Consider the following 12,395-nt stretch of genomic DNA (forward strand, 5'->3'; position numbering starts at 1 on the left):
TAACGCCCAAAAACAACTTTTTCTCTAACTTATTGTAATTCATATAAATTTTGTCTTATTATTAACGTCTTATTTCTACAAATATTTTTACTTTCGTTCTGATGACTGATACGAAACAATTAAAATACGATAGTGCTTATTTAAAAATGGCTTTTGAATGGGGAAAACTCTCTCATTGTAAACGCAAACAAGTAGGTGCTTTAATTGTAAAAGGCAGAATGATAATTTCTGATGGTTTTAACGGAACTCCAACTGGGTTTGATAATTGTTGTGAAGACAATGACGGAATTACAAAATGGGAAGTTTTACACGCAGAAGCCAATGCAATTTTAAAAGTTGCATCTTCTACGCAATCTACAAACGGAGCAACGTTATATATTACATTATCGCCTTGTATACAATGCAGTAAATTAATTCATCAAGCAGGAATAAAACGTGTTGTTTTTGCAAACTCATACAGAGATACCTCTGGAATCGATTTTTTAGAAAAAGCTGGCGTAGAAATTATGCATTTACCTTATGAAAAATAATAACAATCTTCCTATATATTTCTCTTTAGCCGTTGTTTTTGGAGTGATCATTGGCGTTTCTTTAAACGGAAGTCCTACTGATATGCTGTCTTTAAATAAAAATTCTTCACAAGAAATGAAGATAAAGAGGCTTATCAATTTTATTGAAAAAGATTATGTAGATACTGTAAATACAGAAAGTCTTTTAGATGGTGCAATTACGCAAATGTTAGGAAAGTTAGATCCGCATTCTGTATATATACCGAAAGAAAACTTGCAAGCCGTTAAAGAAAGTATGCAAGGTAATTTTGTAGGAATTGGCGTTCAGTTTAGAATGATAAACGACTCAATAACTGTTATTCAACCCATAAAAGGTGGACCAAGTATAAAAGCTGGTATTAAGGCTGGAGATAGAATTTTAATGGCAGATAAAGACACTTTATTTGGCAAAGACATGTTTAGCAACAAAGTTCCTGGGTATTTAAAAGGAGAACCAGATACTAAGGTTGCACTTCAAATTTATAGAAAAAGTAACGATTCTCTTTTTATTGTTGATGTTACTCGTGGAAAAGTAAATATTAAAAGTGTTGATTTAGCATATATGGTTAACGATAGTGTTGGTTATATAAAACTAGATCGTTTTGCAAGAAACACGTATAAAGAATTCAAATCTTCATTAAACACCTTAATTGATGATGGAATGACAGATTTGGTGTTAGATTTACGTGGAAATGGTGGTGGCTTTATAGACATTGCAAACAGTATTGTTGATGAATTTTTAGAAGATGATAAGCTAATCGTCTTTACAAAAAACAATAAAAACAAGATTGAAGAATCTTTTGCAACCTCAAAAGGGAGTTTCGAAAAAGGTGGTTTGTATGTTTTAATTGATGAAAACTCTGCATCTGCTTCAGAGATTGTTGCTGGCGCTTTACAAGACAATGATAAAGGAACCATTATTGGTCGTCGTTCTTTTGGTAAAGGATTGGTGCAAATAGAAATGGATTTAGGAGATGGTTCTGCAGTACGTTTAACAACTGCACGTTATTATACTCCAACAGGTCGATCAATTCAAAAACCATATGCTAAAAACGGTCATAAAAATTACTATAAAGATTATCAGAAAAGAATTACTAACGGAGAGTTGTTAAGTAAAGACAGTATAAAAGTAATAGATTCTTTAAGATTTACAACTCCAAAAGGAAAAGTTGTTTATGGTGGTGGAGGTATTATTCCTGATGTTTTTGTAGCAATAGACACGACTTCTTATATGTCTAATTTCTACTTTAATTCAGTAAATAATTTTGCTTTTGAATATGTGGATAACAATAGAAAATCTCTAGAAAAATGGACTATAGATAGCTTTGTTACAGGTTTTGATAAAGATGAAACTATTTTTGACAGCTATTTATCGGACATTAAGGACACCGCAAAACCTTCTTTTAAAACCAAACAAGGTTTAAATAAATACTTAAGAGCATCCATAGCAAATACACTTTTTGGTGATGTTGGTTATTATCGAATTATTCATCAAGATGACAAAATGATACAAAAAGTATTAGAGTTAGAGCGCTCTAATTAATCAATACTATTTTAGAAAGAAGAAAACTATTTAAACCCATAGATAGTGAATAAGTTATGTGAAAAAACTTCAAACTCGTTCCTCCTTTTATTTCGATAAGTGCCCGCAATCAATAAAACCAATTGTTATATTAGGTTTGATAATGAAAGTTTGTAATTTTTATTCGACTTATATTGTATATTTGCAACCTATTTAGATTTAATCTATTTAAAATTATGATAAAAGTTTCAGACATAGCAAAGAAAAAGGTCATCCAATTAATGACGGATGATGGTTTTGATGCTGCAAAAGATTATGTAAGAGTTGGTGTAAAAAGTGGTGGTTGTTCAGGCTTGTCATATGATTTAACTTTTGATAACAAGAAAGAAGAAAACGACAAAGTTTTTGAAGAAAATGGTATAAAAATCATTGTCGATAAAAAAAGCTTTTTATACTTAGTAGGAACCGTTTTAGAATACTCTGGTGGTTTAAACGGAAAAGGATTTGTATTTAATAATCCTAACGCAAACAGAACTTGTGGTTGTGGGGAATCGTTCTCACTTTAAAATTTAAGAAAAAAATGTCAAAATATACTGAAGACGATTTAGAAAAAGAATTAGAAACCCAAGAATATAAATACGGTTTTTATACAGATATAGAAAGTGAAACTTTTGCAAAAGGGTTAAACGAAGATGTTGTTATCGCAATTTCTAAAAAGAAAAACGAGCCACAGTGGATGACTGATTGGCGTTTAGAAGCATTTAGAGTTTGGAAAGAGATGGAAGAACCAGAATGGGCAAATGTTCATTATGAAAAACCAAAGTTTCAAGACATCGCTTACTATTCTGCACCAAAAGAAAAGCCGAAATTAAACTCTTTAGATGAAGTTGATCCAGAATTATTGGACACTTTTAAGCGTTTAGGAATTTCTTTAGATGAACAAAAAAAATTAGCTAATGTTGCTGTAGATATTGTTATGGATTCTGTTTCTGTAGCCACTACTTTTAAGAAAACATTAGGGGAAAAAGGTATTATTTTTATGCCTATTTCTGAAGCAATTCAAGAACATCCAGAATTAGTTAGAAAATATTTAGGAACTGTTGTACCAACAACAGACAACTTTTATGCAGCATTAAATTCGGCAGTTTTTTCTGATGGATCTTTCTGTTACATTCCAAAAGGAGTTAAATGTCCGATGGAATTATCTACATATTTTAGAATTAACGAAGGTGGAACAGGACAATTTGAAAGAACTTTAGTTGTTGCAGATGCAGGAAGTTATGTTTCTTATTTAGAAGGTTGTACTGCACCAAGTAGAGATGAAAATCAATTACACGCAGCTGTTGTAGAATTAATTGCAATGGATGATGCTGAAATTAAATATTCTACGGTACAAAACTGGTATCCTGGTAATAAAGAAGGAAAAGGTGGAGTTTACAATTTTGTAACTAAAAGAGGAATTTGCGAAAAGAACGCAAAAATTTCTTGGACACAAGTAGAAACAGGTTCTGCTGTAACTTGGAAATATCCTTCTTGTATTTTAAAAGGAGATAACTCTGTTGGTGAATTTTACTCAATTGCAGTAACTAATAACTATCAACAAGCAGATACAGGTACAAAAATGATTCACTTGGGTAACAATACCAAGTCTACCATTATTTCTAAAGGAATTTCTGCAGGTCATTCTCAAAACAGTTATAGAGGTTTAGTACAAGTAAGCGCAAGAGCAGAAAATGCACGTAACTTTTCACAATGTGATTCTTTATTAATGGGTAACGCTTGTGGAGCACACACGTTTCCTTATATAGAAGTAAAAAATAAATCAGCTCAAATAGAACACGAAGCAACTACAAGTAAAATTGGTGAAGACCAACTTTTCTATTGTAACCAGCGTGGAATTGACACTGAAAAAGCAATTGCATTAATTGTTAACGGATTTAGTAAAGAAGTTTTAAATAAATTACCAATGGAATTTGCTGTTGAAGCTCAAAAATTATTGGAAATCAGTTTAGAAGGAAGTGTTGGATAATTAATTACCAACTATAAAATATATCAATTTTTAAATAATGCTTATAGCCAAAAGCTAAAAGCGAATAGCATAAAGAGAATGTTAAAAATAGAAAATTTACAAGCGAGTATAGATGATAAATCTATCTTAAAAGGTTTAAGTTTAGAAGTAAAAGCAGGTGAAGTTCACGCTATTATGGGACCTAATGGTGCTGGAAAAAGTACTTTAGCAAACATCATTGCTGGTAAAGATGATTATGAAATTACTGCTGGGTCTATTGAACTAGAAGGGCAAGATATTAGCGAATTAGCGCCAGAAGAAAGAGCACATAAAGGTGTGTTTTTATCTTTTCAATATCCTGTAGAAATTCCTGGAGTTTCTGTTACCAATTTCATTAAAACGGCTATTAACCAAACTCGTAAAGCAAAAGGTTTAGAAGACATGCCTGCAAAAGACATGTTAAAAATGATTCGTGAGAAATCTGAATTATTAGAAATAGACCGTAAATTTTTATCTCGTTCTTTAAACGAAGGTTTTTCTGGAGGAGAAAAGAAACGTAACGAAATATTTCAAATGGCAATGTTAGAGCCTAAATTAGCTATTCTTGATGAAACAGATTCTGGGTTAGATATTGATGCTTTACGTATTGTTGCAAACGGAGTTAACAAATTAAAATCTAAAGACAATGCTGTAATTGTTATTACGCATTACCAACGTTTATTAGATTATATCGTACCAGATTTCGTACACGTTTTACATGATGGAAAAATCGTGAAAAGTGGAAACGCTTCTTTAGCTTTAGAATTAGAAGCAAAAGGATATGATTGGATTAAACAAGAACTTGTAAAATAAGTTCGCAGTAAATCAGTAGCAGTTTGCAGTCAAAAAAACTGCATGCTAAAACAGAAATAAAATTAAAATAGTTAGTCATTAAAAGCAATTTATACATTCAATTGGTAAACTGCCAACTGAAGACTGACAACTGAAGACTGAAATAATGGAATTAAAAGATAAATTATTATCATCATACGTTGCTTTTGAAAATCATGTAGACACCAATTCTGATGTACATGAAATTCGCTCTAAAGCTCTTCAAAATTTCGAGGATTTAGGATTTCCTTCAAAGAAATTAGAAGATTGGAAATACACTTCTTTAAACTCAGTTTTAAAAGAAGATTACAGTTTATTTCCTAGCAAAGATAATGCTGTTGAACTAGCAGATGTAAAAAAGTATTTTATTCATGATATAGATACTTACAAAGTTGTTTTTATCGATGGAAAATACAGTTCTTTTTTATCAGAAACAACACACGACACCATAGACGTTTGTTTAATGTCTGCCGCTTTAAATAAGCCAAAATATAAAGCAATTATTGATAATTACTTCAATAAAATTGCAAAACAAGACAATTTAACGTCTTTAAATACTGCTTTTGCAACTGAAGGAGCATACATTAACATTCCTAAAAATGTTGAGGTACAAAAACCGATTCAGATTATTCATTTTACAACAGGTTCTGAAGCTGCAACAATGATGCAACCAAGAAATTTAATTATTGTAGGTGAAAACTCTCATGTTCAAATTATTGAGCGTCATCAAAGTTTAACGAGTAACCCAGTTTTAACAAATGCAGTTACAGAAATTTTTGCTAACAAAAGAGCTTTTGTAGATTACTATAAAATTCAAAATGATGTTGATAATGCATCTTTAGTTGATAATTCTTATGTAGAACAAAAATCTAATAGTGTGGTTTCTGTACATACTTTTTCTTTTGGAGGAAATATTACTAGAAACAACTTAAACTTTTATCAAAAAGGAGAGCATATAGATTCTATCTTAAAAGGAATTACAATTATTGAAGGAAAACAACATGTAGATCATCACACTTTAGTGCATCATATTGAGCCAAATTGTGAAAGTCATCAAGATTATAAAGGAATTTATGATGGACGTTCTACGGCAGTCTTTAATGGTAAAGTAATTGTTGAAAAAGAAGCTCAGAAAACAAATGCTTATCAGCAAAACAATAATGTTTTAATGAGTAATAAGGCAACCATTAATGCAAAACCTCAACTAGAAATTTTTGCAGATGATGTAAAATGTTCTCACGGTTGTACTATTGGTCAATTAGATGATGATGCATTATTTTACATGCAACAACGTGGTATTCCAAAGAAAGAAGGAAAAGCATTATTAATGTTTGCTTTTGCGAATACTGTCTTAGAAAGCGTTAAAATACCAGAAGTAAAAGACAGAATTACGAAGTTAATCGCAGATAAATTAAGCGTTAATATTGGTTTTGATCTTTAAGAAGAAAATGAATATTTTATAAAATATAAACCACGCAATTTGCGTGGTTTTTTTGTGCTTATTTATTTTTTGTAACTTTATAAAAACTGAAATTATGAACAAAACAATTAAGACTTTATTATTAGTAACAGGAATTATTTTATTAGTGTACGGAATTTACACAATGATTCAACCAGAAACTCAAATTTCTATTGGTGATTTAGATTTAGTAAAGTCTCAAGATAATACAAATTCTTATATTACTATTGCGCTTGGAATTGTTGCTTTAGTATTTAGTTTAGCGAAAGGAAAGAGCTAAAATAGTTACTTTACACTCTCTAAAATCCCTTTCAAAAACTCATTTTCATCAAAATTTCTCAAGCCAAAACGCACAATTACCATGTCATTATCTGGTAAAACATAGACTCTTTGTCCTTGATAACCATCTGAATAATACATGTTTTTAGGAACGTCTTTAAAACCACCATCAGCATTTAACCAAAATTGAGCTCCGTAAATTCCTTCTGAAGTTTGTGTTGGTGTTGTAATATAATCTACCCAATCTTTAGTAAACAATTCTTCTCCGTTCCAATTTCCATTTTTAAGATATAACAATCCAAATTTACCCCAATCTCTCGCAGTTGCCCAAGAATAAGAAGAACCTACGTAATTACCACTTAAATCGGCTTCTAAGACCATAGAGCTCATTCCTATTTTGTCAATAAAGTCTGAATACCAAAAATCTAAATATTCTTGATGTGTTTTAAACTGACTTCTTAAAATTCCTGATAATAAATTCGTGGTTCCAGAAGAGTAATTCCAAGATTGATTTGGTTTACCAACCAACGGTTTGTTTTCTTGCATCTTAGTCATATCTCTATCTAGAAATAACATTTTAGTTGCGTCAGAAATTTTATCATAATTTTCATCCCATTCTAAACCAGAATTCATCTGTAATAAATTATTGATGGTAATATTTTTACGTGCATCATTTTGCCAAGATTCTATTGGCGCTTTATCTTGTACATTTATTTTACCTTGATGTTGCAGTACTCCAAAAACTGTACTTAGAATACTTTTGGTCATAGACCACCCTAAAATTTTAGATTCTTTTGTAAAACCATCCGCATATTTTTCTGAAATAATTTGATCTTTATAAATTACAATAACTGCTCTAGATTTATTTCTTTTTTGGAATAATGAATCAACAGCTAGATTTAGTTTTTGATAATTAACATTTGCAAACACAGTATCTTTTTGAGGTCCATTTCCAAAAGGATATGGAGTTGTATTATCTGCAGCTGCTCTTTTAGGAATTAAATAATCTGCCGTTTCATCACTTTTTTCTAATGTTAAAACACTTCCTAAACCTTTTCTAATTACTGCCTTTCTTGTCAATAATCCAAAAACAGAAGATGTTGCCGTATTTGTTTTTAAATCAACTTCATCTGAAGCTAAGTTTACTGGTGAAAAACTATTATCTGTACTATCTGTAAACACTAAAGTTCTATTCGCTACAAACACAGAAGAAGCGGTGTTTTTTGCAGAATAACCTGCCAAAATATTCAGCTTTGAATAGTTATAAATCACTGTAATTAAAACGAATACAAGTAATAATAGCAAAAGTCTTTTAAAAATTTTCATTAACTAGAAGTTTAAGTACGTAAAAATAGGGATTTAAATCTCATTCTTTTTAATCCGTAGAAATACTTGAATTTAAAATGAGGGGTTTACATGTAAACTATAACTATTTGATTTAATTAGTTTTAACTCCATCAATAATATCACAAAAAACATGACCTCGATAGCTACAAATACAGACACAACAAAACCGAACACAAATTCTACTTCCACAGCAAAGACACCAGCAAAACTAAGTTCCGGAATTTCTGAAGAAGTAATTACCGAATTAAGTAGAGAAATAAATAATATGTTGTCTTTTGCTATTTTTAACGGAATTACAGTAAACACTGATGTAAATTCTTTAATTCAAAATAGTAATGTGGATGATTTAATAAATGCACACAATCTATTGTGTAAAAACGTAGCACCTGCAACTCCAAAATCTATTGTTTATACTAAAAAATTAAATAAAGATAGTAATGGAAAATCAATATTCAGGAAACTACCTTTACTAAGAAATCTAATTTTATTGGCACTTTTCTTTTTAGTTACTTATGTAATTACAGGAATGTCTCCAGAGGTAAATAATGATTCTTTAGATAAAGGAATGATGGATAATAGTGGTATTTCTCTATTATTAAATATTGGTTATTTAAGTTCTGTGGCTGGTTTAGGTGTGTTATTTTTTCTATTAAAAGAAGTAAGTCTTTCGCTAAAAAAAGGTTCTCTAATTCCAGAGAATGCAATTGGCTATTTATCTCAAATTATTTTAGGAGTTATAGCAGGTTTAATCATGTCTGAAATCATTTCTTTTTACACACAAGATCCTAAACAAATTAATTTATTTAACAAAAGTATTCTTGCTTTAGTTGGTGGTTTTTCTTCGGATGCTATTTTTAGTATTCTACAAGGAATCATCGATAAAATAAAAGGCATCTTCATTTCACCAAACACTATAAAATAATGTATAAAAATACACTTTTACTAATAGCAACTGCACTCTTTTTATCGTGTGCAAGTATTCCAAATGCTACAGCTACACTCAGCAAAAACGTAATTGATGAAGGCGACGCTATGCATCAATTAAACATCTCTTTAGTAAACCAATTGTTTAATGAAAAAAGGGCACGTTTAAATACATTTATTACTAATAAATACACACCAGCTATTATTAAAAAATATCAAAACTTATTGCCACAAGATTTAGATTACAAAAAAGAATTACCAAATATTATTGAAGCAATAATCCCTGTTATTAATAGAAAAAGAGACTCTTTGCAAGATTTATTATTAAATCAACAACAAAAAATAGTTTCTGGGTTAAATACAAACTTCATTTCATATTCTAAAGCTACCTCATCTTTACAAAATTTAATCAATTCTGCTGTAAAAGAAAAAAATGCAGAACAAACTGCTTTAGCAGAAATCAACCAACTAACAGGTAATAAATTAAATTTTAGACAAATAGAAAACAAGTTAGACAGCCTATTGAATAAAACAGGTTTGGGAATGGGTAAATTATTAAAAATAGAAAAACTAATAAAATAAGCAGTTATGAGCGATATAGATTGGAGTGCCTTAGCAGAAAAAGCAGTTTCACAAACAGATTCTGAATTTAAAAGCCAATTAGCGGGTTTAACAAGCTTAAAAACATCTGATATAGATACATTTATATCTGAAAGTAATATTAGTAACACCAATGCTTTAGCTGTTTTAAAAGAAATAAATAACGCTTCTTTATCTAACAATGATAAAGCTTCAGCAATTTCAAACATTCAAAACGGAGTTGGTTTTTTAGTCAAATTGGTTTCTAAAGTAGTGTAATAAGAAATTCTTATAAGCTTTATTCCAAGTTTAAAAATTCAAACTTTATCTTTGCTTTTTAAACTGACTTCGTATGATAAATGTTGATAAAATTCGTGAAGATTTTCCTATTCTAAAAAGAACCGTTCATGGAAAACCTTTGGTTTATTTTGATAATGCTGCTACTTCACAAACTCCTCAAATAGTTATTGATGCTATTGTTGATTATTATAGTAACTATAACGCCAATATTCATAGAGGTGTTCATACTTTAAGTCAAATTGCTACAGACAAATATGAAGAAGCACGTATTAAAATTCAGAAACATTTTAATGCAAAAGAGGCGTATGAAATCATTCTAACTTCTGGTACAACACATAGTATTAATATGGTTGCATCTGGTTTTGCTTCACTTTTAAATAAAGGTGATGAAATTATCGTTTCTGCTTTAGAACATCATTCTAATATTGTGCCTTGGCAAATGTTATGTGAAAAAACAGGCGCTATTTTAAAGGTAATTCCAATGAATGAAGATGGTTCTTTACAAATGGATGTATATCATACTTTGTTAAATGAAAATACAAAACTTGTTTTTTGTAACCACGTTTCAAATGCATTAGGAACCGTAAACCCAATTAAAGAAATAATTGATGCTGCTCATAAAGTAAATGCGGCTGTTTTAATTGATGGAGCTCAGGCAACACCTCATATTAAACCAGATGTACAAGCTTTAGATGTAGATTTTTATGTAGCTTCTGCTCATAAATTATGTGGTCCAACAGGAGTTGGATTATTATACGGAAAACAAGAATGGTTAGAAAAATTACCTCCTTATCAAGGTGGTGGAGAAATGATAGAAACTGTTAGTTTCGAAAAAACGACATACGCAGGTTTGCCTCATAAATTTGAAGCAGGAACTCCAAATATTTGTGGAGGAATCGCTTTTGGAACAGCAATAGATTATCTAAACTCAGTGGGATTCGATGAGATTGCATCTTATGAAAACGAACTTTTAGAATACGGAACGCAAGAATTATTAAAAATTGAAGGGTTAAAAATATACGGAACAACTTCTAATAAAACGGCTGTTATTTCTTTTAATGTGAATGAAATTCATCCTTATGATATTGGCTCTATCTTAGATAAATTAGGAATTGCTGTTAGAACTGGTCATCATTGTGCACAACCAATTATGGATTTTTATAAAATACCTGGAACCATAAGAGCTTCGTTCTCTTTTTACAATACAAAAGAAGAAATAGATGTTTTAGTTGCTGGAGTAAAAAGAGCAACTATGATGTTGTCTTAAAAAGATTTTATTTTAATAAAACGATACCTTTAGAGAACCTCTAAAGGTATTTTTTTGTTCGAAATTTTGTTATTTACAAAAAAAGTGTATATTCGTATCTTTAAAATTTTAAACACATAAAGTGTTTTTTGTTATTATTTAAACAAAACTACTGATGATGTCATAAAATTTTAACTAAATTTAACTAATTATTTAACCCCAAAAATCTCAACTAAACATGATGAAAAAAGGATTATTAGCGTTGCTTTTAGCAGCAGGAACTTTTATTGGATGTCAAGAAAGTACTGACACTCCAAATGAACAACAGTCTAAAGTAGATATGAGTGATTTCTATCTTTTTACAGATCAATACGAAAGTAAAACCAATTCTAAAGATGATGATGATAAATGCTATTCAATGCAAGAATTGAATAGACAATTAAAAGAAAACCCGGGATTATATAAAAAAATGTACAATGCTGAACTTCACACTAGAAAGCATACTGCAAAAGGTAAACCAACCGGTGGTGGTGGATCAAATGGTGGTGGTGGAGATACTGATGTAGATGTTACTATTGTAGCTGATAACTTAGGTGTTGTTAATATTCCTGTTTATATTCATATTGTTTATCCAAATGCTAGTAGTATTAGTAACTCACAGGTTACTTCTCAAATGAGTGTATTAAATTCAGATTTTTCTAGCACAAATGTTAATCAATTACCTTCAGGTACAACATTTGCTAATGATGCAACAGATGCAGGTTTTAGTTTCACTTTAGCTGGAACATTTAGACATGATGATGCTACATCTTCTTGGGGAACTAATAATTCAGTAAAATCTGCTTACCCTCCTATTACTCCAGAGACTCATTTAAATATTTGGGTATGTAATATTGGTGGTGGAATCTTAGGATATGCACAATTTCCAGGTGGAGCTGCATCAACTGATGGTGTAGTTTTAGGTGGTGATTATTTCGGTGTTACAAGTGGTGTTTATGGTGCTGGTAGAACAGCAACTCATGAAGTTGGTCACTATTTCAATTTACGTCACATTTGGGGAGACGGAAGATGTCGTCAAGACGATTTCGTTGCTGATACTCCATCTGCAGATTCTTCAAATGGAGGATGTCCTACATTTCCTTCTATAAGTTGTAAAACAGCTGACATGACAATGAATTATATGGATTATACTTATGATGCTTGTATGTATATGTTTACAGATGGTCAACGTAATAGAATGAGAGCTATTTTTACTTCTGGAGGAGCAAGAGCTTCTATGGCAGGAAACTAATTATCTCATAAATAAAAAATAA

At 30.5% G+C, this 12,395-nt stretch carries 13 protein-coding genes; 12 read left to right on the forward strand and 1 reads right to left on the reverse strand.

Annotated features, from left to right (window positions below):
• Nucleotides 1-101 precede the first annotated feature (101 nt).
• The 7 genes from BTO07_RS11405 to BTO07_RS11435 all read left to right on the forward strand — a co-directional run bounded on the left by BTO07_RS11405 (nt 102) and on the right by BTO07_RS11435 (nt 6,687).
• On the forward strand, nt 102-530 hold the full coding sequence (locus BTO07_RS11405) for a deoxycytidylate deaminase (protein ID WP_087521348.1): 429 nt from the start codon (nt 102-104) through the stop codon (nt 528-530).
• The gene (locus BTO07_RS11410; protein WP_087521349.1) at nt 520-2,091 is read left to right on the forward strand and encodes a S41 family peptidase; all 1,572 of its coding nucleotides are present in this window, start codon (nt 520-522) and stop codon (nt 2,089-2,091) included. Before BTO07_RS11405 ends, BTO07_RS11410 begins: the two co-directional genes overlap by 11 nt.
• Nucleotides 2,092-2,306: 215 nt before the next feature.
• Nucleotides 2,307-2,636, forward strand: a complete 330-nt coding sequence (locus tag BTO07_RS11415) for a HesB/IscA family protein (protein ID WP_087521350.1) — start codon at nt 2,307-2,309, stop codon at nt 2,634-2,636.
• Nucleotides 2,637-2,650: 14 nt separating this feature from the next.
• The gene (sufB, locus tag BTO07_RS11420) at nt 2,651-4,099 is read left to right on the forward strand and encodes a Fe-S cluster assembly protein SufB (protein WP_087521351.1); all 1,449 of its coding nucleotides are present in this window, start codon (nt 2,651-2,653) and stop codon (nt 4,097-4,099) included.
• A 78-nt stretch (nt 4,100-4,177) separates the two neighbouring features.
• Nucleotides 4,178-4,930 (forward strand): Fe-S cluster assembly ATPase SufC, encoded by a 753-nt coding sequence (gene sufC, locus BTO07_RS11425; RefSeq protein WP_087521352.1) that lies wholly within the window; start codon nt 4,178-4,180, stop codon nt 4,928-4,930.
• Between the two features lie 145 nt (nt 4,931-5,075).
• On the forward strand, nt 5,076-6,389 hold the full coding sequence (gene sufD, locus BTO07_RS11430) for a Fe-S cluster assembly protein SufD (protein WP_087521353.1): 1,314 nt from the start codon (nt 5,076-5,078) through the stop codon (nt 6,387-6,389).
• Nucleotides 6,390-6,483: 94 nt separating this feature from the next.
• Entirely contained in the window at nt 6,484-6,687 is a 204-nt protein-coding gene (locus BTO07_RS11435; RefSeq protein WP_087521354.1) for a hypothetical protein, read from the forward strand.
• Between the two features lie 5 nt (nt 6,688-6,692).
• On the opposite strand, the gene BTO07_RS11440 is transcribed toward BTO07_RS11435, so the two are convergent.
• Nucleotides 6,693-8,012, reverse strand: coding sequence for a serine hydrolase domain-containing protein (locus BTO07_RS11440; protein WP_087521355.1), 1,320 nt, complete (start codon nt 8,010-8,012; stop codon nt 6,693-6,695).
• Nucleotides 8,013-8,163: 151 nt separating this feature from the next.
• Here BTO07_RS11440 and BTO07_RS11445 point away from each other — a divergent pair, with 151 nt between their 5' ends.
• The 5 genes from BTO07_RS11445 (at nt 8,164) to BTO07_RS11465 (ending at nt 12,373) form a co-directional block, all read left to right on the forward strand.
• Complete coding sequence (locus BTO07_RS11445) at nt 8,164-8,955, forward strand: hypothetical protein (protein WP_087521356.1); 792 nt, start codon at nt 8,164-8,166, stop codon at nt 8,953-8,955.
• Nucleotides 8,955-9,539, forward strand: a complete 585-nt coding sequence (locus BTO07_RS11450; protein WP_087521357.1) for a hypothetical protein — start codon at nt 8,955-8,957, stop codon at nt 9,537-9,539. The genes BTO07_RS11445 and BTO07_RS11450 overlap by 1 nt, the downstream gene beginning before the upstream one ends.
• 6 nt (nt 9,540-9,545) lie before the next feature.
• Nucleotides 9,546-9,815, forward strand: coding sequence for a hypothetical protein (locus BTO07_RS11455; RefSeq protein ID WP_087521358.1), 270 nt, complete (start codon nt 9,546-9,548; stop codon nt 9,813-9,815).
• 73 nt (nt 9,816-9,888) lie between these two features.
• Complete coding sequence (locus BTO07_RS11460) at nt 9,889-11,103, forward strand: aminotransferase class V-fold PLP-dependent enzyme (RefSeq protein ID WP_087521359.1); 1,215 nt, start codon at nt 9,889-9,891, stop codon at nt 11,101-11,103.
• A 220-nt stretch (nt 11,104-11,323) separates the two neighbouring features.
• Nucleotides 11,324-12,373, forward strand: coding sequence for a zinc metalloprotease (locus tag BTO07_RS11465; RefSeq protein ID WP_087522626.1), 1,050 nt, complete (start codon nt 11,324-11,326; stop codon nt 12,371-12,373).
• Nucleotides 12,374-12,395 lie beyond the last annotated feature (22 nt).

The sequence above is a fragment of the Polaribacter sp. SA4-12 genome (assembly GCF_002163675.1).
Lineage (GTDB): Bacteria > Bacteroidota > Bacteroidia > Flavobacteriales > Flavobacteriaceae > Polaribacter.

Bases quoted from the DNA above. Each gene is read 5' to 3' on its own strand.
- BTO07_RS11405 (WP_087521348.1), top strand. From the start codon at position 102: ATGACTGATACGAAACAATTAAAATACGATAGTGCTTATTTAAAAATG.
- BTO07_RS11410 (WP_087521349.1), top strand. From the start codon at position 520: ATGAAAAATAATAACAATCTTCCTATATATTTCTCTTTAGCCGTTGTT.
- BTO07_RS11415 (WP_087521350.1), top strand. From the start codon at position 2,307: ATGATAAAAGTTTCAGACATAGCAAAGAAAAAGGTCATCCAATTAATG.
- sufB (WP_087521351.1), top strand. From the start codon at position 2,651: ATGTCAAAATATACTGAAGACGATTTAGAAAAAGAATTAGAAACCCAA.
- sufC (WP_087521352.1), top strand. From the start codon at position 4,178: ATGTTAAAAATAGAAAATTTACAAGCGAGTATAGATGATAAATCTATC.
- sufD (WP_087521353.1), top strand. From the start codon at position 5,076: ATGGAATTAAAAGATAAATTATTATCATCATACGTTGCTTTTGAAAAT.
- BTO07_RS11435 (WP_087521354.1), top strand. From the start codon at position 6,484: ATGAACAAAACAATTAAGACTTTATTATTAGTAACAGGAATTATTTTA.
- BTO07_RS11440 (WP_087521355.1), bottom strand. From the start codon at position 8,012: ATGAAAATTTTTAAAAGACTTTTGCTATTATTACTTGTATTCGTTTTA.
- BTO07_RS11445 (WP_087521356.1), top strand. From the start codon at position 8,164: ATGACCTCGATAGCTACAAATACAGACACAACAAAACCGAACACAAAT.
- BTO07_RS11450 (WP_087521357.1), top strand. From the start codon at position 8,955: ATGTATAAAAATACACTTTTACTAATAGCAACTGCACTCTTTTTATCG.
- BTO07_RS11455 (WP_087521358.1), top strand. From the start codon at position 9,546: ATGAGCGATATAGATTGGAGTGCCTTAGCAGAAAAAGCAGTTTCACAA.
- BTO07_RS11460 (WP_087521359.1), top strand. From the start codon at position 9,889: ATGATAAATGTTGATAAAATTCGTGAAGATTTTCCTATTCTAAAAAGA.
- BTO07_RS11465 (WP_087522626.1), top strand. From the start codon at position 11,324: ATGAAAAAAGGATTATTAGCGTTGCTTTTAGCAGCAGGAACTTTTATT.